The sequence below is a fragment of the Sphingobacterium sp. BIGb0116 genome (assembly GCF_024808035.1).
Taxonomy (GTDB): Bacteria; Bacteroidota; Bacteroidia; order Sphingobacteriales; family Sphingobacteriaceae; genus Sphingobacterium; species Sphingobacterium paramultivorum.
In genome coordinates this window covers 87,753-112,749 of record NZ_JANUDT010000011.1, presented here as the reverse complement: position 1 = coordinate 112,749, position 24,997 = coordinate 87,753, and the positions used below count along the sequence as shown (strand labels likewise).

Annotated in this window: 20 protein-coding genes; 9 read left to right on the top strand and 11 right to left on the bottom strand. The window is 42.3% G+C overall.

From position 1 onward, the window contains the following. Positions 1-3: 3 nt before the first annotated feature. The 3 genes from M2419_RS23470 to M2419_RS23460 form a co-directional block, all read right to left on the bottom strand. A complete protein-coding gene (locus M2419_RS23470; RefSeq protein ID WP_182329559.1) occupies positions 4-3,417 on the bottom strand; it encodes a SusC/RagA family TonB-linked outer membrane protein in 3,414 nt (1,137 codons plus the stop codon). A 254-nt stretch (positions 3,418-3,671) separates the two neighbouring features. Continuing rightward, the gene (locus M2419_RS23465) at positions 3,672-4,685 is read right to left on the bottom strand and encodes a FecR family protein (RefSeq protein ID WP_259255730.1); all 1,014 of its coding nucleotides are present in this window, start codon (positions 4,683-4,685) and stop codon (positions 3,672-3,674) included. Between the two features lie 10 nt (positions 4,686-4,695). After that, complete coding sequence (locus M2419_RS23460) at positions 4,696-5,256, bottom strand: RNA polymerase sigma-70 factor (protein WP_259255729.1); 561 nt, start codon at positions 5,254-5,256, stop codon at positions 4,696-4,698. Positions 5,257-5,637: 381 nt separating this feature from the next. On the opposite strand from M2419_RS23460, the gene M2419_RS23455 reads away from it, so the two are divergent. Continuing rightward, the gene (locus M2419_RS23455; protein WP_259255728.1) at positions 5,638-6,762 is read left to right on the top strand and encodes an MBL fold metallo-hydrolase; all 1,125 of its coding nucleotides are present in this window, start codon (positions 5,638-5,640) and stop codon (positions 6,760-6,762) included. A 2-nt stretch (positions 6,763-6,764) separates the two neighbouring features. Here M2419_RS23455 and M2419_RS23450 read toward each other — a convergent pair whose 3' ends face one another. The 4 genes from M2419_RS23450 to M2419_RS23435 all read right to left on the bottom strand — a co-directional run bounded on the left by M2419_RS23450 (position 6,765) and on the right by M2419_RS23435 (position 10,570). Next, positions 6,765-7,574, bottom strand: coding sequence for an AraC family transcriptional regulator (locus M2419_RS23450; RefSeq protein WP_120336625.1), 810 nt, complete (start codon positions 7,572-7,574; stop codon positions 6,765-6,767). A 272-nt stretch (positions 7,575-7,846) separates the two neighbouring features. Then, complete coding sequence (locus tag M2419_RS23445) at positions 7,847-8,431, bottom strand: Crp/Fnr family transcriptional regulator (RefSeq protein ID WP_182329567.1); 585 nt, start codon at positions 8,429-8,431, stop codon at positions 7,847-7,849. A gap of 26 nt (positions 8,432-8,457) precedes the next feature. Further along, the gene (locus M2419_RS23440; RefSeq protein ID WP_259255727.1) at positions 8,458-9,168 is read right to left on the bottom strand and encodes a response regulator transcription factor; all 711 of its coding nucleotides are present in this window, start codon (positions 9,166-9,168) and stop codon (positions 8,458-8,460) included. Next, complete coding sequence (locus M2419_RS23435) at positions 9,155-10,570, bottom strand: sensor histidine kinase KdpD (protein ID WP_259255726.1); 1,416 nt, start codon at positions 10,568-10,570, stop codon at positions 9,155-9,157. The genes M2419_RS23440 and M2419_RS23435 overlap by 14 nt, the downstream gene beginning before the upstream one ends. Before the next feature lie 130 nt (positions 10,571-10,700). Between M2419_RS23435 and M2419_RS23430 the strand changes: the two genes are divergently transcribed. Continuing rightward, the gene (locus M2419_RS23430; protein ID WP_259255725.1) at positions 10,701-12,110 is read left to right on the top strand and encodes an alpha-L-fucosidase; all 1,410 of its coding nucleotides are present in this window, start codon (positions 10,701-10,703) and stop codon (positions 12,108-12,110) included. A 101-nt stretch (positions 12,111-12,211) separates the two neighbouring features. On the opposite strand, the gene M2419_RS23425 is transcribed toward M2419_RS23430, so the two are convergent. The 4 genes from M2419_RS23425 to M2419_RS23410 all read right to left on the bottom strand — a co-directional run bounded on the left by M2419_RS23425 (position 12,212) and on the right by M2419_RS23410 (position 18,079). Further along, a complete protein-coding gene (locus tag M2419_RS23425) occupies positions 12,212-12,667 on the bottom strand; it encodes a hypothetical protein (RefSeq protein WP_259255724.1) in 456 nt (151 codons plus the stop codon). Positions 12,668-12,672: 5 nt separating this feature from the next. Then, on the bottom strand, positions 12,673-12,930 hold the full coding sequence (locus tag M2419_RS23420; protein ID WP_259255723.1) for a hypothetical protein: 258 nt from the start codon (positions 12,928-12,930) through the stop codon (positions 12,673-12,675). A gap of 133 nt (positions 12,931-13,063) precedes the next feature. Further along, positions 13,064-14,830 (bottom strand): RagB/SusD family nutrient uptake outer membrane protein, encoded by a 1,767-nt coding sequence (locus tag M2419_RS23415; RefSeq protein WP_259255722.1) that lies wholly within the window; start codon positions 14,828-14,830, stop codon positions 13,064-13,066. A gap of 12 nt (positions 14,831-14,842) precedes the next feature. Continuing rightward, positions 14,843-18,079, bottom strand: coding sequence for a TonB-dependent receptor (locus M2419_RS23410; RefSeq protein WP_153845090.1), 3,237 nt, complete (start codon positions 18,077-18,079; stop codon positions 14,843-14,845). Between the two features lie 582 nt (positions 18,080-18,661). On the opposite strand from M2419_RS23410, the gene M2419_RS23405 reads away from it, so the two are divergent. From M2419_RS23405 to M2419_RS23375, 7 genes are read left to right on the top strand one after another with little or no spacing between them, the layout of a single operon-like run. Next, the gene (locus tag M2419_RS23405) at positions 18,662-19,297 is read left to right on the top strand and encodes a hydrolase (protein ID WP_153845091.1); all 636 of its coding nucleotides are present in this window, start codon (positions 18,662-18,664) and stop codon (positions 19,295-19,297) included. 38 nt (positions 19,298-19,335) lie between these two features. Beyond that, positions 19,336-20,733, top strand: coding sequence for an alginate export family protein (locus tag M2419_RS23400; RefSeq protein WP_228280018.1), 1,398 nt, complete (start codon positions 19,336-19,338; stop codon positions 20,731-20,733). A 4-nt stretch (positions 20,734-20,737) separates the two neighbouring features. After that, positions 20,738-21,502 carry a M17 family peptidase N-terminal domain-containing protein gene (locus M2419_RS23395; RefSeq protein ID WP_259255721.1) on the top strand — a complete coding sequence of 255 codons (765 nt, stop codon included), beginning with the start codon at positions 20,738-20,740 and terminating at the stop codon, positions 21,500-21,502. Between the two features lie 12 nt (positions 21,503-21,514). Continuing rightward, positions 21,515-23,398: an amidohydrolase gene (locus M2419_RS23390; protein ID WP_259255720.1), complete on the top strand. Its 1,884-nt coding sequence runs from the start codon at positions 21,515-21,517 to the stop codon at positions 23,396-23,398. A 12-nt stretch (positions 23,399-23,410) separates the two neighbouring features. After that, the gene (locus tag M2419_RS23385; protein WP_153845093.1) at positions 23,411-23,845 is read left to right on the top strand and encodes a DoxX family protein; all 435 of its coding nucleotides are present in this window, start codon (positions 23,411-23,413) and stop codon (positions 23,843-23,845) included. Between the two features lie 4 nt (positions 23,846-23,849). After that, positions 23,850-24,323: a Dps family protein gene (locus M2419_RS23380; RefSeq protein ID WP_153845094.1), complete on the top strand. Its 474-nt coding sequence runs from the start codon at positions 23,850-23,852 to the stop codon at positions 24,321-24,323. 4 nt (positions 24,324-24,327) lie between these two features. Next, on the top strand, positions 24,328-24,993 hold the full coding sequence (locus M2419_RS23375) for a YoaK family protein (protein ID WP_153845095.1): 666 nt from the start codon (positions 24,328-24,330) through the stop codon (positions 24,991-24,993). Positions 24,994-24,997: the final 4 nt, after the last annotated feature.

Here is a 24,997-nt window from a genome sequence, read left to right as displayed (position 1 = left end):
CTTTTAAAAACTGGTGGATAATTGAAGTGTAAATGAGCGTGCAAAGGGATAGTCAAGACCACGTTCCCGGCGTATCGAAGACATGCGAAATACATCATTGGAATACAGCGATATTTTAGTATTGCTCATCCGCCAGCGTTTGGTCAATTGATCTTTGAAGCGATAGAAGACCGAAACACTTTCCAGGGAAAGTAAATTGTCATTTTGCACAAACCTGGAAGTTGCGTAGGTAGGCGTATTAATCGCATAGCCATCGGCATCGATCAGTCCTTTATAGAATACATGATCTCCTTGTTTCATCCATCGCTCCTCGGCAACTCTTCTATCCACATTGTAAAGACGTGCATTGACATTTTCTACCCGATCTGCGAGTGTTTGGTTATAAGCCTGTCCGCCCAGCCTAAATCGGAAAAATGCATTAAAACCAATTCCACGGTATTCGAAATTGGTTCCGAAGGTACCCTCTACATCGCTGCGCGAGTCTCCAACGATTACCTGATCCAGTGGATTGTACGTATTGGTCAATTTGCCATCCCTTGTTCTAAAAATCTCATAACCCGATGCGGGGTCTATCCCGAGCGACGGTACCGCCCAGATCGCCGTTTGTGACTGCCCTTCTGCATAGCGGGTAATCGGGAGTGAAGACAGCTCCTCATTCGCCAATTTATTCAGTGCAGCAATGGTATTGGAGACTTTGGTAATCTTGGTCTTGACCGAAAAGAGATTAACAAAAACAGACCAGTTATTCCTGTTGGTACTGTTTGCCAAAATATTATAACGGGTGTAAAGTTCCCAGCCTTTCGCCTCGAGATCGCCCATATTTTCTTTATATTGATCAAATCCAGTCGATGGCGCCGTCGATATGCTCGCGATAGAACCTTCAGTTTTTTCGATATAATAGTTGGCTGTGAGATCAAAACGCTTGAAAAGTGTCAAATCCAATCCTATATTATTCTTCTGTGTCTTTTGCCAAGCCAAAGCATTATTTCCAAATCCGAGTAAATAGGTTCCGATCATACCACGGTAGTCTGTGGAATTGAAATACTGGGAGGTTGTTTTACCATAGAAAGAATCAAAATTTTGTGATCCCGTATAACCGAAAGAATAACGAATTTTAAGTCGGTCTATCCCGTTGACCTTTGCCAGAAAATGTTCTTTATGCAGGTTCCATCCTGCCCCTGCAGACCAGAATGGTGCAAATCTATTGTCACTCCCAAATTGGGAAGATCCATCCAAACGGAACGAGAAATCCAATAAATAGCGGTTATCGTGCGAAAAGGAAAGGTTAGAAAATAAACCTGCCAAGCGCTTGATATTCTCCGTTCCTTCTGGTTTTGTACCAGTTGCAAACTGAAGTCCCTGGCTCATGTTGTCCATACTCGCATTTGGAAAACCAACCACTTTGAACGTTTCAGTATGATTGTTTTCCTGACTAATATTCGCTCCCAACGTTGCGAAAATCAAATTCTTGTCAAAGGTTTTATTGAAATTGGCAGAGAATATCCCCTCATAACGTTGATTTTTACCATAACCTTTTGTGTAAGATCCCTTTTCAAAGGTTGCCACATTGGTAAAGGAAGAATGTTGTGCAGGCAAGAAGCGATCTGATTCGTCGGCTTGATAGAGGTAAGCAAAAGTTCCCTTTAATTTTAACCAGCTATACGCCTGCCATTCCAAGGCAAAATTATTGATTATACTATGGTAATTTGTCTGATCAACTAGGTTCAATGCCGCGTCATATAGCGGATTTACCGGCCTGCCCACATAACCAGTGAGGTTGTCATAGCTATCAAAGTTCGTCAGCCGTTTTCCCGTTTCCTCATTAAGGATATCTTCGAGATATACCTTATAAGATCCATCAGCGTTGTATGGGGTCCAGTAGGGATTTAGCTGTGCATATTGTCGAAATGAACCATAAGGTGAATTGGTACCTTTATTAGACACTAAAGTCAGATCATTCTTGAAGATGATGTTTTTGTATCGGTAGGCCAAAAATGTGTTTCCAGTCATGGTTTGGCGACTAGATCCCTTCATTACACCGGCATTGTTATAATAGTTGAGGTTGATTCCGTACTGAACTTCCTCTCGTCCTCCCTCGAGATAAAGATTATGCTTTTGCCCTATACCAGTGCGTATTGGTTGTGCCATCCAATCGGTATTGACACCAGAACGTACCGCAGCCAATCGATTGTTATAGATAGTTTTTAATTGTTGATCGGTACCATTCCAACTGTAGTCATACACGCCGATCTGTCTTTCAAGCTCGAGTTTTTCGGCCGCATTGAGTACATCATACCCCTTTAGATCGGGTATTTCCAAGGTCATGTTACCTGTATAGGTGACCTGGAGTTTGCCTGATTTTGGACGAATCGTTTCGATCACAACGACACCATTTGCCGCACGTGACCCATAAATAGATGTTGCTGTAGCGTCCTTAAGCAGATCGATGTTTTTGATACGCGTCAGATCGAGATCATTGATCCGGGATAACGATACTTCAAAACCGTCCAGAATAAACAAGGGAGTATTTGGGTTATTCGAATAATTAAAAGGATTGCTTCCGCTGCTGTTTGGATCGATAAGACTATTTCCTCCGCGCAAAGTGACCTCAGGTAAAGCATTGGGGTTAGAACCCAAGTTGAGATTCTCTGGCATTTGAAAAGATGGATCAAGTGATTTTATCGCCGATAGCACATTGTCGCTGCTCACATTCTGCAACTGCTCTTTGGTAAATGATCGTGCGGCACCCGTATACATTTCCTTTGGCCGCTCAAAAAGGCCCGTAACGACTACATCTTCAATCCTATTTTCAAGCGTTTTTAATACCACCTTAAATTCGGATCTGCCGGAGAGAGCAAGCTCCTGTGTTTCATAGCCGATCATCGAAAAGACTAGGGTAGACACCGGTCCGGTAATAGGCAATCCCCAATGTCCATTTTGATCCGTTGCAGTACTATTGCCCGACGGTGCCCCCTGCTCCTTCCCATTTTTGGTGAGGACAGTCACACCGGCGATAGGCTTACCCTTGTCATCCAAGACTATACCGCCGATACGACGAGGTTGCTCACGCTCATTTTTGACTTTACTTTGTTTATCGTGATCCTCAAAAAGAACGACACCCAAAGAAGTTTCCTTAAAACTCAGATTGGTTTGCAGAAGCATAAGCTGTAAAGTCTGGGCGACAGACCGCGATTGCTTATCCATTGTGGGTGCCATATATTGCTCCACCAGATCACTGGGGTAGAAAATAGTAATCCCCGATTTATTTTCAAGTTCCTGAAGAGCCTTTTTTAATGACAAAGAAGAAGACCCCATGTGAATCTTCACTGTGTTCATCCGTTGACCCAACGTTTCGGGCAGTGCCATCAATTGTAATGAACTGGATAGCAGCAATGCCCCGATCAAATTTACTTTCATGGTAGATAGAAAGATTTTTCGATGTTTAGGGTTAAAGTGGGCAAAATAATCCCCACTTGCAAAAAACAAGAATTTTTGCATTATTTGTATTGGGTTTAATTGTTTGACAATAATCGAATAAGCTCAGCTCCCTGTTTGCTTCCTACGGCCAGGGAGTTTTTACTATATCAGTTGTTGTTAAGTCTGTTTTTTCATTTTCATTAGGCGTTGATTTTTAAGTTAATGTATGTTAGTTTTTTCTTTCGCTCCATTTTTTATTGACAGCCCTCTCCTTGTATTTCATATTCACCATCAGCTGTCTGACGATAGATCGCATTGCGCGTAGCACAGATATTCAACAATACCTCTTCGATCGTTTCACTTCCGGTAAATTTCCCGCTGACGGGACAATTTTCTAGGGCCGGATTGATAAAATGTAGTTTCACTCCATACCGTTTTTCCAAATTTTTAGCGATGTCACCAAAAGCCAGAGCGTCAAAAGACATATCCTGTCTTTTCCAGCTTAATGCCGATGCGGTATTTATTTTCTCAACCTTAGCCTTCAACTGTGATTCTCTTAGGTCGATTTTCTGATCCGCCACAAGCTCGGCAAATACTTGCTTTTCATTTTCTACCCTTACTTTTCCACGTTCGACAAGGACTTCAATCTGCTTGCTGTCAGTCGGGTATTTTATTGTAAATGCTGTACCAAGGACAGTTGTTTTAATCTCACCTGTATGAATGATAAAAGGTTGATTATTCCGATGTTTAATATCGAAATATGCCTCCCCCTCCAAGCTAACTTCACGTGTTGCATCATCAAAGGTATTGGGATAGGAGAGTTTACTCCCTGCCCGCAAAACAACACGTGAACTATCTGGCAATAGGATAAATCGATTCGCCGATCCTTCCGACTTGGAAAAGGTCACCTGCTGTTCATTCGAAGTAGACTTGTTCCACAGCAGAATAGTGAAGGAGACCAACAGTAGCGCCGCTGCTACGGCCGCATAGGGCCAATAAACACGTTTACGTACAGGTATATTATCCATTTGCGCCCAAATATTGGCTTTCATTCGTTCACCGACCTGTTGCTCTGTTTCTCCTGGCGCTAGTTCCCAAATGTTTTCCTCTTCCTGCTGCTGACGATACCACAGTAGTAAACGCTCTTTTTCTTCTACAGAAATTGTTCCCTGAAGGTATTTATCGATTAGTTGCTGTAAATTACTATTGTCCATGAAATCGTCCGTTATATGATAGTACCACATGACCATGGGTACCCCTATATTCAAATTGCTTTTTTTAAATAAAAAATAAAAAGATAAAGCCAACCTTGCGCAATTGCATACGGAGCACTTTCAGGGCACGCGTAATATTTGCTTCCACAGCCTTCTCAGAAATTTGGAGTTCCGCGGCTATTTCACGGTTGGAAAAATGTTCTTCGCGACTCAGCTGAAAGACCAGCTTACAACGATCAGGTAGTGTTTCAACAACTTCATGAAGATATTCTTGTAAAAAACGGGCATCAATTGTATTCTGATCCTGCTGGAACATAGGTTGAACGACAACAGTGTTCAGGATTTGCTCATGGCGCTTGGCACGTTGCAATACTTTAAAAGAAGCAAATTTTACTGCTGTCGCTAAATATTGGGACAGCAAGTTTATTTGTACATCCTCACGTCTATTCCATAGTGAAACAAATACCTCTTGTACAATTTCCTCAGCTGTCTGTTTGTCTTTCGTTAGGTTAAAGGCAATGCCTAATAATCTTTTCCAGTAAAAATCATAAATATCCGCAAAAACATGTCTATCACCTTGTTGCAAAGAGACTAGCCAATGCTTTTCTAAATCTGCTACCTCCATATCCGCAGTATTTTTAAAGTTAGGTCATTGTGAAACTGGTCAAATATACAAATTGCCCTACTATAATCTACTAAATTAATAGATTTTATTTTCAGCGATTTGTATCTCTTCGTCTATTCTTACCTAAACATACGACAACTTTCAAGAAAAAAGAATTGGGCACTAAATTTCAAGAAATATTTCAGATAAAACAGTATTTTACCATAAAAATTACAATTAAAAACACAAATTAATAAAATTATCATCCACTACAGGTTTTTCATAAAGCCTCTTCCGCCCCTATTAAAGACATTGCATGAGCCATACAGCACATAAATTTGAGCTATCAGCAAAAATAGATCTGTCTCAGCAGTCTTATCTTTGTTGTTATACAATATGCAGATGGCAACAAGAAACAACAGCAATAAGTGGCTTCGGTTTTTGAAAAGAACAATCTTAGGACTGACTGTTCTCATCGCTCTTATCGGACTATATATGATGCATCCACAATTCGGCAAAAGACCCTCGGGTGAAAGACTTCAACGCATACAGCTATCGAAACAGTTTAAAGGCGGAAAATTCCAGAATAGCAGCCCTACACCACAGCTCACACAGCCCTGGACCGTAGCCCTATACGATTATTTTTTTAAGCGCTCCAACGAAACAAGTCCCAAACATACTATACCAACAGTGGATATCGACTGGGAAAAGTTATTAAGTCAGCCTCATGGGCTTGTTTGGTTTGGTCACTCCTCTTATTTCCTTCGTCTCGATGGTAAGAACATACTCGTCGATCCTGTCCTTAGTGGCAGTGCTTCCCCTATTCCAGGAAGTGTAAAAGCGTTTAAAGGAGCCGATGTCTCTACCGTATCTGCTCTACCGCCGATTGACTATCTATTTATATCACATGATCATTATGATCACATGGATTACAAGACGTTAAAGGCACTACAACCCCGGGTTGGAAAAGTCATTGTTGGTCTTGGTGTCGGCTCTCATCTTGAATATTGGGGATATCGTCCTGAACAGATCATCGAAAAAGATTGGTGGGACGAAATCAACTTGGGTGATGGTTTCAGTGTAACAGTTGCGCCCGCCAGACATTTTTCAGGCCGCAGTATATTTACTGCCAATACTTTATGGGCATCCTATGCGCTCCAGACACCTTCCATGCGGCTCTATTTAGGCGGGGACAGCGGCTACGATAACCACTTCAAAGAGATAGGTAATCAATTGGGTCCTTTTGATCTGGCTATATTGGAAAATGGTCAATACGACCTCAGCTGGAAACATATACACATGATGCCAGAGGAGGTTGTCCAAGCGGCACATGATCTCAAAGCTTCCTTACTGTTTCCAGTTCATTCGTCCAAGTTTGTATTGGCCAATCATGCCTGGAATGAACCTCTAGAACGTATTTCCAAGGAAGCAATACGACAACAACAGCCCTTGCTTACCCCAATGATCGGCCAGGTCATCGACCTCGATCAGCCCCCTTTAACACCTAGTTATTGGTGGCGGAAATAGTCTTAAGCAACGGAATTGATGGTCGCTGGTGTTATGCCAAACTTCTCCTTGAAAGAAGCATAAAAATGAGAAAGGTTTTCAAAACCCAGATCAAGATAAAAATCAGCAGGTTTTTGCCGCTTATTTTCAATTAGATAATAAGCCTCAGAAAGACGTCTTTCTTGCAGCCATTTTCGGGGAGACGTCTGAAATATTTTCTCAAAATCACGTTTAAAGCTTGCTAAACTCCGCCCTGTTAGTTTCGCAAAGTTTTCTAAAGGTACATTGTACCGATAGTTTTTAACCATAAATTGCTCGAGATCAATTTTATGCGGCTCCGAAAAATCAAATAGAAGGTCTTTTAACTGTGGATAGCTTTCCAACAACAAGGTGATCAACTCGTAGATCTTGATATTCTCCATCTGCGGGCTCACTCGGTCGATGGCTTCCGCATAGGGCGTCAATGACTCAAAATAACTTTTTATAAACAGGTTACTTTCCAGTACAACATTGGACTCACCCTGATACTTTTTGTCCGAACTGAGGTGATGGTCCATCGCGTATTGCTTCAGCCGATCAGCCCCCAACAATACTGAAACAGATTTGTAAACATTATTTTTCGCGGGATATTTAAAAGCTTTGGCCAGTTGGTTTCTACGGGCAACCACAATCTGCCCTTCTGTCGCCACCAATTTTCCTTTCTGATGGTCCAGATGTGTTTCACCAGATAGCTGAAAAAAAACGACATGTTCGGGAATGAACTGTTCGTGCCCAAATGCTTTCTCGACATAACAGGAATACAAAAAGGCATTCCCAAAATCTTTCTCTTCCATGCTCAATACGATTTATTTTAAACGGCTGTGCGACTATGGGTACCGATAGCTAAAATCAGTCCCAGCCTAAAGGTAGCAAATATCTCATACCTTTTGCAAAGTCTAGTTGTCTGAAAGCTCAAAATACAGTTGGTACACAGCTCAAATCAAATCGCAAAAAAAACTCAACGCATAAATACATTCACTTTTTGGAAAACCTTCTTCTTTTTTCTAAATCGAATAGCCCATGTCATCACCTACGTGTTTCAACATGGAGCCATTCGAACTGCTTGTTATTTCTTTGCAGCAAGCCTCTTACGTATAATACTGACAAATTCGGGTGAAACCCCCAGGTAGGATGCAATATAGTATTGCGGTACCCTTTGGGAAATAGTCGGGTATAGTTCAATAAATTCGAGATAGCGATCGGCGGCTGGTTTGGCCATTGTATGGATCAGCCTATTTTGCAGAACAGCGAGCCGGCGTTGCACCAACATACGAAAGACCCGCTCAAACTTTGGAACAGTCTCTAATAATCTCTCCTTGGTCTCTGGTGTTAACATCAAAAACTCACTGTCTTCTAATGTTTCCATGTATAAACTAGATGGTGTATGATAATGAAATGAAGCAATATCACTAATCCACCAATCTTCGACAGCAAAAGCCAGCGTTACTTCAAAACCATTTTCATCCAGATAATAAATCCGGACACAACCTTTTTGAAGATATCCTTCAAACTGACATACCTCCCCTTCCTCCAATAGCATCGTTTTCTTGGGAACCTTCTTTGCTGTCAATAAACCAGTAAACTGTTCGGTTTCTTCCGCTGTCAAAGTAATGCACTTGGACACATTTTTAAGAATATTTTCGTATAACATAGTATTTCTTTAAATAGATCCGGTCGTTAAACACCTTCATTTTCGTGTAAAATATAACCCGCTCCATAGATACTTTCGATATGAAGTTTGCGATCCATCTGCAGCAATTTACGAAGTCGGGAGATAAAAACCTCTAGGCTTTTACCGTTAAAAAAATCCGTATTACCCCAAAACTGCAGCAGGAGATCTTTTTTATTGACCAATAGATTTTTATGAAGGACCAGATGTCGCAGCAATTCAGCTTCACGGACTGTGAGCTTTTGTATGCTTCCCATCCCATCACGCAGACTATAACGTTCCATGTTGAGCAACAGACAACCGATAGCGAGTTCGATTTCCGGATTTGTCTGCACTTCGGGCGCATTTGCCACGGTCAATAAATTGCGGATCTTGAGCAGTATTTCGTCCATGTCAAAAGGTTTCGCGATGTAATCAACAGCGCCCAGACTAAGTCCTCTTAGTCGCGATGTGCGTTCATGAAGTGCTGTCAAAAAGAAAATAGGTTGCCCAGGATTGAATTGTATCATTTGTTGCACCAGGTCAAAACCATTGCCATCGGGCAACTGCACATCAATAATAAGTAATTTAACGGCACAGGACTGAAAAGCCGCCCAGCCTCCTTGCGCCGTGCTTTCCCAGCGTACCGTAAAGCCTTTGTATCGCAAATAACGTGAGAAAACTTCGCCCAAATCAGGTTCGTCTTCAATCAAAAGGATGTCAATCTTATCTTTTGCCATTGAATGCCACATTATTCATGTAAATATAAAAAATTGCACCGGAACCAGACTTACCGCCTGCTACTTGGATCGTCCAACCCAACCTGTCCAAATAAGATTTGACATAGTAAAGCCCCAGTCCTAGTCCAGGTTTATTACCGGATAGTTTGCCTCTATAAAATGCTGTAAATATCGCTTCCTGATCTGCAGCGGCGATCCCAACCCCGTTATCCACTATTTTGAGGTTATAATGATGACCTTGCTGCTCCCAGCTAAACTGAATCGTCTTCTTACTATTATCGTTAAATTTTATCGCATTGGATACCAGGTTATCTAAGATTGAAAAATAATAATCTTCATCAAGACTCATCTCCACATCGGCAGCTAAAGGTTCATATTGAATTTCAATTTCACCTCGGTAGCGCAAATGAAGTTCTTTCAGTATTTGCTGTGTCAGCCGATCAATAGAAACGGATACAATTGTAGCCTCTTGTTCCTGTAATGCCACAGATCCCATGACCTGTTCAAAATAAGCTTTGAGTCGTTTGGCTTGCCTTTCCACGATGCGCCCAAGTTGTGCCACCTCCTTATCGTCTTTTCCTGTTTCACGATCGATCAAACTATGTGCACTGATCAAAATTGTCGTCAGCGGTGTATTAAATTCATGGCGCATATGATTTAGAAAACTCGTTTTCAGGTCTGACAATTTACGTTGGTTGATCCAATTACGATAGGTTCGATAACTCAATAATACGATCACAACAATACAAGCTAAGGAGAGTAAAAACACGGGCATCATCCGTTGGACAAGACGCCAGTCCCTATTTTCATAATCAACATACAGGCTATAAGTAAAACGATAAGGAATAGGATTCTTGTCACTAACAGACAGTTGGAATACCCTATTATTATTTGTTCCGCGCTTGAGTTTGCCACTAATTAGACCTGCACGATCATCGGCTGCTAACGCATAGAAAGTCGTCCAGGCACGGTCTCTTGCATTATATATTTCCAATTTATCAAAATGGAATAGGTAAACAAGTGTCGTATCGAGCCCTTGCTGATGTACGATCCGACGAAAAATGCTGTCTAACGACTGCTGCCTCCGCATCTGATCGAGAAAGCCATTCATACAATGGTTACCGTACTGGTCTGCGTCTGCGGACTTATTTATTTTTTTTTCATACCATTTCGGCAAACAGGGTACCAATGTTGTCTGGAATATGGCATCTCCCCCAGGGAATATCTTATCATCCATAATAACAGCTCCATAAGCATTCTGGATCCGGTTGAGCTGTCCAATCTGATAATTCTTGTCCTCAAGCTTATACGTATTGAAGATCAGAAAACCGATCAACCCCGTCAAGATCAAGAAGCTTGTTCCAAATGCCCAAGGATATATATTTTTGCCGGTACTCTTCATGGTTTAAAAATAACATCAATTTGTCGAATCAAGATATCTATTAGGCTTTTATTAGGCTTTCGTTAGGTTTCCATTAGGCTTAAATAACACAACCTTGACCTATCTTTACAACATAACAACTTAGTAAATTATGTCCAAAATTTCACAGCAACTACTTTACTGCCTATCTTTTCTTTTATTGGGCAACACGTTATTGGCACAATCCGGTTTTTCAAAGAAGGTCCTCGAACAGAGTCAGCTCGACTTTGTCAATCTTGGATTCGGTATGTTCATCCATTATGGCATGCCAACTTTTATGGAACAAGACTGGTCCGATCCCAATGCCGCACTTGAACTGTTTAAATCTCCGAAGCTCAACGCAGATCAATGGGCTAAAGCTGCTAAATCGGCCAATATGACCTATGGTTGCCTAACCACCAAGCACCATAGTGGCTTCCCGATCTGGAATACCAAAACAACAGATTATAATGTAATGAACACGCCTTTACATCGTGATGTTGTTAAAGAATTTACGGATGCTTTCCGCAAAAATGGTTTGCGTGTTATGCTTTATTATTCCATTTTGGATATGCATCAGGGCATACGTCCACATACCATTACCAAAGCGCATATCCAATTGATCAAAGATCAGCTGACGGAATTGTTGACCCAATACGGAGAAATCGACGCCTTGGTCATTGATGGATGGGACGCCCCTTGGTCGCGTATTTCGTACGATGATGTTCCTTTCGATGACATCTATTATCTTGTCAAATCACTCCAACCGAAATGTTTATTGATGGACCTCAATTCGGCAAAATACCCAGGTGATGCGTTGTTTTACACCGATATCAAATCGTACGAACAAGGCGCGGGTCAATTTATCTCCAAGGAGCATAACAAATTGCCGGCAATGGCCTGTCTTCCCTTACAGCAAAATTGGTTCTGGAAAACATCATTTCCGAACACCCCAGTTAAAAACGTCAATGAATTGGTCGAGAAATTTGTAATTCCGTACAACAACGCGTATTGCAACTTTATGCTCAATGTAGCGCCAAATAGTGATGGTCTGATGGATCAAAATGCGCTTGATGCACTGAAGACAATCGGTACATTATACAAAAATAAACCCAACTACAGTTCATTACCAAGTTACCAGGCGCCAATAGTCGACCACAATATGGCCAAACAAGTACCTTCATACAGTAGCTGGAGCGAAGATATGAACATTATGGATTTTGCCAACGACGATAACTTTGGTAGTGCCTGGGTCTCCAATCCGGCAGTCAAAGGTGAAGTATGGTATGAATTGGATTTTGAACGTAGTAAAGCTTTCAATAGTGTTGTTATTACCGAAGGAAAAGACAATCCTTCACAGTATAACTTATCCTATCTAAAAGATGGAAAATGGCATCCTATCGCGGTTACAGCGGTACAACAGGGCCGCATCAAGATCTTCCGCTTTGATGAAGTACTGGGACAAAAATTACGCTTCAGCATTAAACCTGAAAAAGTCCATGCGGTCGTAAACGAAATCGGCGTTTACCAAGAAAGACGCTAACACAAAACAAAGAATCAAAAACTTCTTTGCTATTCTTCTCCTATAAAAGTCTATATCCACCGACTTTTATAGGGGGAGATTTGTACCCATGGCCTATTATCCTATTCTTTCAAAATCGCTCCATTTTTAGTGAATTTCACGCTAAAGCCATGCATCAGAACCCGCGTACGTTTGACCTTTCCTTCTCGTTTTCCAAAAGTCCCCAAAGCCGTCTCTTCCGGTGCGCCGAAATCAAAATCCACATCAATCAACAGGGGATATTTCTTTGTATTAACTAAACCCAAGCGATTGCTCGCTTTAATCCAACGGGTCAAATCATCATCCCGGTCAACAAAATAGGTTCCGATTGTTAACCGATAAAATTCATCGTTTCCAGCCAGGTCCAAATAAACCCTTTCTTTATCATTATTTAGGCTGTACTTACTTAAATGTTGTTCCAGTATTCTCTCTACGGAATCTGGAAATACATACAAAATTTCCTGCCCAACAGCCATCAGCGTCATACAGTTTAAAAGTAAAAAAAGTAGGCTGCTTCTTATGAGGTGATGTATTTTCATGATCTTTATCGTTTTTCTAAAATCATCGGAACAGCGTTCATTTCAAGGGAATTCGTTTCATCCAAATGGAAATGGGCACCTTTTGCCACTTCATCCTGCGCAAGTATCAAAAGTTGCTTGGCCAATGAGATAAGCCCCTGTTTGTTGGCTCGAATTACAATTTCGTTGGCAACAACTTGAACTGCTATTTCAAATCCAGGTTCCCATGACGCCTGTAGCCCCAACTCTTCGGAATAGGTGGGTAAATTAATTTCTAAGTTCATATATACTGGTTTTGCTCCACCTAAACTTAATTAAAATTACCTAGATCTAGCGTCCATATAATCTAAAGTCCCCATAAAAGAGGCTCCTTGCATTGCAAGGAGCCTCTTTTATGGGGACGAATAAGTTAAATTCCTATTTACTCCAACCTGGATTTTGTGTCAGATTTCCGTTCAGCACAATCGCTGCAGACGGAATTGGGTAAAGGTATTGCTTGTTGTTGTCATCCCAAGTACGCTTCACAGCTTTAAACCATTCCAGGTGATTGTCCGAAGTCATTGTCTGGAAATTGGTACTTTTACCCCCTATAGCCACCTTGGCTACTCCTGCAGGAACAGTTATTGAAGGAGCTGATTTACTTCCATCATAGAACACGACATCTGGAGTTCCATTGTGGTCGATATCAATCAACTTATCTAAAGCAGGGATATAAATTCCCGTCCAAGGCAAATTTGCCATAAGCGGTCCAAGTTTCCATCGCTTCAAATCATTGAAACGGAAACCCTCCAGAGCTAATTCCACCTGTCTTTCACGACGTATTTCTAAAAGTGCAGGGCTGTTGACTTCGGGGAAGAATGTATTTTTCAAGTAGGTATCCACTTTGGTCGGCAGTGTATTCGTTCCACTTGTTATTCCTGCCCTTGAACGTAATGCTCCAATAGTTTTCGACCAATCCGCATCATTGAACGTACCTAGTTCCTGTTTCGCTTCAGCATAGTTTAATAATATTTCCGCATAACGCATTAAAGGAACTGCATTGGTATTGTAACCACCATTGTCATAATAGGAATCGTCTAAAGTATACTTGATTGGTTGATATCCCGTATAGGTAAAACTTGCAAAATTTGGGGGAGCAGGCTGTCCATTACGGGAATATCCTGGCGTCCGGATCAACTGCGCCAAGCGCAAGTCGCGATTTTGACATTCCTCATAGAATTCCTCAGTCTGAAAGTTCGGTCTATCCGTATAAGGAGTACCGTCAACATTCAAAAAACTATTGATAAAAGGCCTTACCAAGCTTAAACGTGGACCGTAGGTTGCTGATGTCCACCACCAGTTGGCGTCGTTCAAAAGCGCAAGATCCTTACTGAAAGTTACGGCCAACATGACCTCTTTTGTCACTGGCATATTACTGGTAAACAACTGTCGCTGTGATGTTTTAGGATCTGCGGAGATATTAAGCCCATAAGGACCATTTTCCATTAGAATCTTGCCAGCGTCTACCGCCATCTGGAAGAATACTTCCGGCTGTGTAGCCAAATTGAGCTTTTGGTATTTACGAAATGTTCCTTCGAACAGCGCGATTCGGGTCTTCAAACCAAGTGCTGTCCATTTGTTAACCGTACTACCGTCGCCCGCCGTATTTGTGATATTGGCGTAGGCAAAGTCCAAATCTTCCATGATGTGCTTCATGACCACTTCGCGCGAATCCCGTGGTGCTTTAAGGATATCCGTCTCATCAACAGCCAAAGGGTGATCTACCCAAGGCACATCGCCAAAACGAACTACCTTCTCATAATAGAACCAAGCTCTGAAAAAGCGGGCTAAGCCGATATAATTATTTTTGATGGCATCGCTCAATTTGGGACTATTACATTTAGCTATCAATTGGTTGATATTACGCAGGGTAGTCCAGGACCACCCCGAACTGATCTCAGCACTGTAAGCGCCGCCGACCATAAAATCATTGAGGCTATTTACGGCCGAATAGTCAGCCATAGCGTCACCTTTATAAGCGTCACTACCAGAGGTAATATTCCGATAGAAGGAGTTGCTGTAATTTTTCAATCCACTTTCGCTCCCGAAGATATCCTCCTCGGTGGCACCTGCCTTCGGCAGCTCGTTTAGTTCACAGGAGGAGAACAAAAGCGCAACAATAGGTATATAAAATAATTTTTTCATGATAATAAAAAACTATAAGCCAATAGATAAATTAAAACTAACACTCTTCATAATCGGATAGTTAAATCCGTCGCCAGAACCCGTTCCGATCTCCGGATCAGATTTGCCCAGATTACCGACATCGAGATCCTTCGTTTTTTTGTAAAGAGGCGACCAGGTCCATAAGTTTTCGCCCGAAAGTCCAGCCCGAAGACTACTAATTTTTAACCTGTTGGTTACAGATTTAGGAAAACTGTATCCGATCTGTATATTTTTCATCCGTATATAGGCAACGTTCTGCAGATATCTTGTCTGCGGCGTTGTTTTGATAGATTCATTGTACCCAGCATAGCGAGGAAAATAACCGTTTGGATTGTCTTCAGTCCAATAATTGTTGAGGTGCCATTCCGGCAAGTTGTTGTAAGGTCGATTGTATTGTCCCCAAAAAATAGATTCATTGCTCGGGTACCAATTCTGCTTACCCACACCCTGGAAGAAAGACGAGAAATAAATACCTTGCCAATCCAGATTAAGGTTAAAACTATAGATATATCGTGGATCGGCGTTACCGATTACAGTTCTGTCACCATGGCTATAAATCGTATTATTTCCATAATCGATTACACCATCACCATTTAGATCCGCAAAACGCACGTCACCTGGATATATTGTACCATTGTTTGACGATTTGATCAATTTTTGTTTTGCAGCACCATCAATTTCCGCCTGATTCTGAAATAAACCCTGCGTTACATAGCCCCATATTTCGCCGATTCGCTGGCCTTCATAATACGATCCATCTTTGATTAAACCCTCTTTATTTTCGTAACGGTCTATATTGGATCTATAATCAGCCAAAGTACCCCTTACGGACCAATTGAAAGGACTACCGTTCAGATCGAATCTATCCTTATAAGTCAGGCTCACTTCAAAACCTTTTGTGGTCATGTCAGCATAGTTTCCTTTCGGCGACTCCGCACCAAAGATATCAGGCAAAGCTACACCTAGGGTATACATATTTAAGGTCTTGCGTTGATAGATATCGCCCGTAAAAGTCAGTTTTCCATTTAAAGACGATAGATCAAGACCTAAGTTTGCCGTGCGCGCTGTTTCCCACGTTAAGTTATCCGGGATCACCTTAGGCACCGAGGTATATGCCGGCTTCTGTCCGTTCAATACCCGATCCATAATCTTGATCTCGTAAATATCCAAATAGGAATACGGATCGACATTACCATTACCCAATGAGCCATAGGACGCTCTTAGCTTCAGATCAGAAAGTGCTCTTTTGTCCACCTGGAAGAATGGCTCTTCAGAAATACGCCAGCCCAGGGATGCGGAAGGGAACAGTCCCCATCGTTGGTTTGTCGGAAATTTGGACGAACCATCGTAGCGGCCATTGAATTCAAAAAGGTAACGGTCCTTGAAAATATAATTGGCACGCATAAATACCCCGACATTACGGTACTTGTTATATCCCGCTGTCGCTGTGGTATTCTGCCCTACTGCAAGGTTGATATTTTCAACGTCATCATTGAGTAAACCTGTCTTGGTAATATAGGTTGAATTATACGTACGCTGTTCATAATTGTATCCGAGCAAACCTTTAAAATAATGATCGCCTATTGTGCGTTCATATTCACTGTATAGATTTCCAAACAAGTAACGGTAGCGTTGGTCTACTTGATAAATATTGTCGTTCATACTTGTTTCCAACCGCAACATTTTTCCCTCCTGTGTGCTATACGGAACAGGCACACGGACTCTTACCGAATTAAAATCGCGATTTCTAAAAGTCAGATCCCCTTTAATGCGGAACGTATTGTTGAAAAACTTAGTCTCGAAAGAAGTTGTATTGCGGAGATCCTGATTAGCCGTATTCGTACCATTCTTACCATAGATAAAATCCCCGACCGTATAGGCTGCAGAGAAGCTCATAGATCCATCAGGGTTAAAGATCGGCGAAGAAGGGTGCCCCTCATCGGCAATATTGCGCCAGATATTTCCACCTTCACCAGCAGTCGATGGGTCTCTGTATTTAGCATAATTAAAATCGATATTATTGCTTATCCGTAACCAGTCGGTGACCTGAAGTCCCGCTTTTGCACGGGTATTATAGGTCTTATATTTATCACTGTTATAGCGGTATAGGCCGTTGTAGTCATAAGCACGTCCAGAAATATAGTAATCCATTTTTTCTGAATTACCACTGATGGACAGGTTGTGATCTTGGACAAACGTATTATCCTTTATCAACGTACCGTAATAATCTTCATTACCGTAGTATACATAATTACCCTGATCGTCTACTGTGACCTGTTCGGTAATGCCCTGTTCTTTTCTTCTCTTAAATTCTTCCAGCCAATCTGTTGTAAAGATCTGTGTCTTGTTGAGCTTGCTCGGAATCGAAGAATAATTATTCCAGGCATTATAAGCTGTAAAGAAATGCGAAGCATATTCATAACCATCTGTCACGAATTTGGGCAACGTTACAGGTTTTTGAAAAGAGCCACTTCCTGAATAGTTGATCGAAGTTTTTCCGGACTTGGCACGTTTCGTAGTGACCAAAACTACCCCGAAGGTACCGCGGGAGCCGTAAATCGCAGATGAAGCAGCATCTTTGAGTGTAGTTACACTTTCTATATCATTGGGATTGATCGCCGAAAGATCACCCTCGACACCATCGATAAGCACAAGTGCACTTCCACCCTGACCAATGGAAGTTGTCCCACGGATATTGAAACTTGGTGCACGATTGGGCTTACCATCTGCTGGGGTTACATTCAAGTTGGGAATTACACCTTGGAGCATCTGGCTTGCATTACCCAGTACGCGTCCCTCAAAAGCTTCTGATCCCACTTGGTCTACTGCACCGGTAAGATTCACTTTTTTCTGCGTACCATAACCGACCACCACAACTTCCTCCAGTTCGGTATCTTTGGATTCCATGATGATATCGATCTGCCCTCCCGTCACGCTGACGATCTTTTCACTGTAACCTATCCCTGTCAATTTGAGTCTTTGCCCCATAGTGGCTTCGATCGTGAACTGACCCGCTACATTCGTTGAGGTTGTTTTTTGGCTGGTTAAATTGGTAATGGTAATTCCGGACAAGGTTGTTCCGTTTTTGTCTTTTACCACCCCTTTCACGGTAGATTGAACTGCAATACTGTGCACCTCTTGATTCAATTTGACATAATCACGCTCTACATTAGCCCAAGTGGGGTATGAGAGACCCAATGCCATACTGATTAGTAATGTTTTTTGCATTTTTAGTCTGGTTTAGAATTTTGCATCAAAGTTGATGCTTTGACTTGGTTTATAATTTACCGTAATGTTAACAAATATTTAATTAATATCAACAACATTACTACCTAAACAGGTTTAGCACACCATTAAATAATCAAAATTTATCTTTTAGATAACATAAATCATAAAAACAAGTCTTGATACGCCTAAAAGTTAATCTATTCAATTCAAAAACCTAAAGTCCCATTTTCAGAATCCAGAAATACGTTAATTGACCGCGAAGGGATTACGCAATAGCCATTGTTTAGTACATTTTTTCTTTCCCTGTTTTTCTTGAACTAGTTCAATGAACAGCAAAATTAACTCGCCTAAATTTGGATATACAACAAATGCTTTGGGTATCTCTAAAGGATAACAGCAACTCCAAAGCGGTGAATAGATCATTGACTTATCAGATTATTTTAATACGAAAAACAAATTGACGATATATCGTCAATTTTAAAAACCGACAAAACACCATAGAAAACTAAAAATCAAAACAATAAGAAAAAAGGTAAAAGATTTGAATCTCAACAATTATCAAACAACAAAAAATACATATTTATGAAACCATCACTAGAACTATTGTCACCAAGCAACCATGCATTGGTATTGATCGACTTCGAAGGCCAAATGGCATTTGCCACAAAAAGCATTACCATGGAAGAACTCCGCAATAATGTCGCCGTAATCTGCGGTGCTTCCAAGATTTTCAATGTGCCGACCATCGTAACCACAGTCGCGGAAGAAAGCTTTTCAGGTCCTGTTTTTCCGGAAATTGAGACATATTATCCACAAGCAAGTACAGATTATATCGACAGAACCAGTATGAATACCTGGGAAGATGAGGCCGCTTACCGAGCCATAACAGGCACAGGTAAGAAAAAACTGGTACTGGCAGGCCTATGGACAGGTGTATGTATCGTTGGACCAGCCTTATCTGCACTAGCGGAAGGATACGAAGTTTATGTCATTGCCGATGCCTGTGGTGATGTAAGTCAAGAGGCACATGAGCGTGCGATGCAACGCATGATTCATATGGGTGTAAAACCGATCACTGCGGTACAATACCTTCTGGAATTACAACGCGACTGGGCCCGTCAGGAAACCTATGTGGCTGTAACAGACCTCATGAAAAAGCATGGTGGCAGCTATGGCTTAGGGATTCATTACGCCCACAATATGCTAAAACACGGTTAATTCAATTGTAAAAAAATACTCATTCAAAATCGTACCTCGTGCAACAGCAACAGACCATATTCAATTACATCCGTCAAGCGGTGGTCGTATTGTCAATACTCAGCCTATTTCCGCATTTTTCCAAGGCTCAAACCTACAAATTAATGCGTTTTGAGGAAGATTACAGCGCCCTCGCAGACAGTACACGTCATGGTTATCAAAAGCTCAAATATAGCCATTTAACTGCTGACGGTAAATTATGGCTTTCGATGGGTGGCGAGGCACGGTTGGAATATGTCGATTTTAACAATGAGGACTGGGGACGTGTAAAACTTGGGCATAACAACTTTCTACTGCAACGTTATAGCCTGCACGCCGATTTACATTTCGGGACGCGTCTCCGTCTTTTCACTCAACTTCGCTCAGCCCTGCAGCATGGCCGCAAAAATGGATCACGCCAGATCGATGAAGACCAATTGAATGTACAGAACCTATTTATAGATGGAACGCTGTTCAAACAAAATGATAAATCAGTATTGATTCGCCTTGGCAGGCAGGAGCTTGACTATGGCTCCGGCCGCTTAATCTCCGTAGGTGAAGGCCCGAATGCCAGAAGATATTTCACTGGAGCAAAACTAGCTTACAACAGCAGTAAAGTGAATATCGAAGCATTTGCCATGATGGCAGATACCATTAGACCGGGCATATTTGACAACAAACCTTCCAAACAGGTGAACTTGTGGGGAGCATACGGTAAATTTATTGTTCCTCAACAGGCCAATCTCGACTTATATTACATCGGCATCTATCGCGACCGTTCGGCTTTTGAGGAGGGTATAGCACAGGAAACCCGCCATACTGTAGGAATCCGGATCTGGAAATATGGCGGTGGATTTATTTACAACCTTGAAGGGGCTTATCAATTTGGATCTTTTGGCCAAGGTAAGATATCAGCATGGACTGCTTCCGTCGATATCGGCTACCTCTTTGAAAATACGGTACTCAAACCATCCATCAATCTACGTAACGACTATATTTCAGGGGACAAAAAGGCTGGAGATGGCAATCTGCAAACTTTCAACCCCATTTATCCCAAAGGCGGATACTTCGGTTTTAGTCCACAGATCGGTCCCGTCAACTTGATTGACATTCATCCTTATGCCACGCTAGACCTTCTTTCCAAACTCAAGATGCAGGTTGACGTGGTTTTCAACTGGCGGCATACCTTACAAGACGGTTTATACAGGCCAAGCGGATCTTTTAACCTCCCTGGATCTGCTTCGCGTAAACGTTATATCGGAACGGCTTATCTAGCCAACTTTACCTACGCCGCCAGTAAGCAATTGTCGCTGGTAACAGGTATTCAATATTTCAAAACCGGCGCTTTCATTGAAGACATCATTAGCACACCAAAAAATGGAATTTTCTTCAATAGCAGGATCGCCTTTAAATTCTAAAAACATGAAAACAACAAAGAGACTCTTTCAAAAGAAAACATGTCAATGGGCACTGATCGCCTTGCTTGGCATCCTGGCGGTCACTCCGATACAATCCTATGCACAAGTAAAGACAGCAGCTCCTATTAAAACCACAGCAATAGGCACAAGTACCATCTGGGGAAATGTCGATGGACTTGCTATTGAAGGCCTCGTTCAAGGTCCTTCGGCAGCCGCAAGTGATCTACAGGTAGCCTGTGTATTTGAATATACCGAGGGCGATATCTTTATCTCACCGCCGGCATTACCTGCCCCATTGAATGGTCTTGTACATTTAGATGAAGCTTTACATGGTACGTTAACTGAAATACGTAAAACAGGAAAATTTAAGGGGCATGCACTCGAAACCATTCTCTTAGCTCCAAGCCAAAAGGGTACACTCGCAAGTAAAAAACTGTTGTTGATTGGGCTTGGCAAACGGGAGGACTTCCATGCTGAACTGATGAAGGATGTAGCCCATGTTGCCATGCGCGAAGCGCTTAGATTAGGTGTCAAAGATTTTAGTTTTGCGAGTGATCTCAAAGATGCAGGTGTGGATTCGCCGACTGCTCTGGTCGCAGAGAATGTTGTTCTCGGTTGTATCGATGCCTTCAGAACCCAAAAATGGTTGGGCGAAAAAAATATGGATCAACAACCGGTATTAAACAAGATCACGTTACTAGCTGGACCGGCATTTTTTGAAACTGCTGGCGAAGGCATCAAAAACGCAATTTCTTCCTTAAACAATTAAAAAAACCAGATTATGAAAGCAGACCTTATTCTATATAACGGAAAAATAACCCATTTCGGCCACAACCAGGAAGCAGTCACCGCGGTAGCGATCCAAGATGGTAAATTTGTTGCAATCGGTTCGGACAGCGATGTCCTTAAGCTTGCCAGCACACAGACAAAATTGATTGATCTAGGCGGTAGACGTGCTGTACCGGGCATCAACGATTCGCATATCCACCTGATCCGTGGTGGACTCAATTATAATCTTGAATTGCGCTGGGATGGTGTTCCATCATTGGCCGATGCACTACGTATGCTCAAAGAGCAAGTTGACCGTACGCCACATCCCCAATGGGTTCGGGTGGTGGGCGGCTGGTCCGAATTTCAATTTGCCGAACGTCGTATGCCAACTTTGGCTGAGATCAATGCCATTGCGCCCGATACCCCAGTTTTTATCCTTCATCTCTATGACCGCGCACTGCTAAATGCTGCTGCACTGCGTGCCGTAGGTTACACCAAAGACACACCTGCTCCTCCAGGCGGAACCATTGAACGGGACAGCCATGGTAATCCCACTGGATTGCTGATTGCATCGCCCAATGCCATGATTCTATATTCAACCTTGGCAAAAGGACCTACACTTCCCTACGAAGAGCAGGTTAATTCCACCCGACATTTCATGAAGGAACTCAATCGCTTTGGAATTACCAGCGTTATCGATGCTGGTGGCGGTTTTCAGAACTATCCCGACGACTACAAAGTCATCCGTGATTTACATAGCGAAGACCAGCTTACGGTTCGTATCGCCTACAACCTTTTTACACAAAAGCCCAAGCACGAATACGAAGATTTCCAGCAATGGATAGACAGCGTTCCTCTCCACCAAGGCGACGACATGTACCGCCACAACGGCGCTGGTGAAATGCTTGTTTTTTCTGCAGCAGATTTTGAGGATTTTCTGCAGCCTAGACCTGATCTCAGTGAAAATATGGAAGCCGAACTCGAAAAAGTTGTTCGCTTACTCGTGAGTAACCGATGGCCATTCAGATTACATGCCACATACAACGAAAGTATTAGCCGCTTTTTGGATGTATTTGAGAAAGTCAACCGCGACATTCCATTTGACGGATTGGCCTGGATTTTCGACCACGCCGAAACAATAGACGAACGTAATATTGAACGAACCAAAGCGCTAGGTGGTGGTATTGCCATCCAAAGCCGCATGGCCTATCAAGGTGAATATTTTGCAGATCGATATGGCACTACTGCGGCCGAACAAACACCCCCCGTCAAAAAAATGCTGGCCATGGAAGTTCCTGTAGGAGGTGGATCCGATGCAACCCGCGTGAGCAGCTACAATCCCTGGGTGTCCATGTACTGGCTTACCGCAGGAAAAACTGTTGGTGGACTCCAGATATACCAAGATAGCAAGCTTGACCGCATGACAGCGCTACAGCTCTATACCAAAGGCAGTGCTTGGTTTTCACAAGAACAACAAAAAAAGGGAGATATTGCTGTGGGAATGCTAGCTGATTTAACGGTACTTAACAATGACTATTTTACGGTAGAAGATGAAGCTATTAAGGAGATCGAATCCGAACTTACTGTCGTAGCAGGCAAAATTGTCTATGCGGAAGGTGATTTCAGTTCCTTCTCTCCCCCACCGATCCCCATTCTACCCGATTGGTCACCTACAAAAAGCTACGGTGGTTATTATAGTGTTTCGAAAACAGCTCAAAAAAGCAGTACAACTGCATCAACAGCTCAAAGTAGCATTGTAAATTCCATCCATCTTTGTAGCGGCAGCTGTCAGGTACATGCACACGATCACAATCAAGCCCGAATGAGCAACATCGCGATAAACAATTACACCGCATTCTGGGGAGCCCTAGGCTGTTCATGTTTTGCATTTTAAGACACTGGAAAGATGGAAATACTTCAAAATTTTTTTTACACCGATTTGGGCAATACGGCCAATAACATTGCCATACTGATCTTTCGAGTTCTATTTGCCTGGGAATTATTGACCGTGCACGGTCTCAAAAAAATTCAGAGAGGCCCACAAGCTGAACCTGAACATATCCCAAATCCTTTGCAGCTACCCGAAAAACTAAACGCCGCAGTAGCCCAGTTTGCAGACACTATTGTTCCTTTTTTTATTGCACTTGGCTTATTTGGAAGGTTAGCGCTACTACCGACAATAGGAGTCACCGCAGTTGGTTATTTTGTCGTCCATCGTCACGATTCACGCGAAGTGCGCGATATTCCATTTATGTACACACTATGCCTTTTGCTCCTCTTGCTCACCGGCCCAGGAACTTATTCAATCGATCATTACATTTATCAACTGCTCACAAAATAAACATATGAAACCCCATATCGGAATACACGAAAATCATCTAGCTGAATCGGCACACATTCTTTCTAAACTGTTAGCCGATGAATACCTGCTCTATACGAAAACGAGAAATGCACATTGGAACATTGAGGGAGCCGATTTTTACAACAAACATCTCTTTTTTGAAGCGCAGTACAACGAACTCGATGAGCTGATTGACAGTCTTGCTGAGCGCATCCGCAGCCTAGGGCATTATGCACCTGCCAGCCTAAATCAGTTTCTGGCGCTGACACAGTTAACCGAACAGAAAAGGTCAGGCAATGACAGTACTGCTTATATCAAAGAATTATTAATGGACCACGAAAGCATAATTGTTTCATTGCGCGAAAACATCGACCATTTTGCCGTAGCACTAAAGGACATTGGAACAAGCGACTACGCAACAGGACTTCTGGAAACTCACGAAAAAATGGCTTGGATGCTACGTGCGCATTTATCATAAAATCATGGAAAATCAAAACAAAGCACATATAACGACACTTGTTCTCACACTTGTTGGGGGGTATTGTGACACTGTTACCTTTGTCGCAGCTGACAAAATATTCTCGGCCCATGTGACAGGGAACTTTATCGTCTTCGCCTATCAGCTTATCAATGGCGGAGATATCACGGCCTGGATCAAATTAGCAACCTTCCCTGTATTCGTCACCGCAGTGATGGCAGGCGGATGGCTTACCTCACGCTCCCATAAGAAAAATACCGTCCTCTTTGTCGAAGCCTTATTACTTGTTATTGCAGGTTTGCTGGCAATTGTTCTTCCGGTAGAGGCTTCCAAAACCGTGATGTATAGCTTGGTTATGCTCGTCGTATTCGCTTTGGGCATGCAAAATGCATTCGGAAAACTATTTGCCAAAGCAACTCATGGACCAACAACCATGATGACCGGAAATGTGACCCAAGCATCGCTAGACCTCTGTGTACTTATCGCCAATAAGTTTAAAAATCCAGACACCAACGTCAGCTTTGGGAAGCAGCTGATCACCTTATCAGGTTTTTTCATCGGATGTTTGGCGGGAGCCTATTTTGGTAAACAACTTGGATTAACTTCTATTATATTTGCAGGTATAGCGATGCTCGTCTGTTATTTCCTCTCGAAAGACAAGGATCAATAATTAG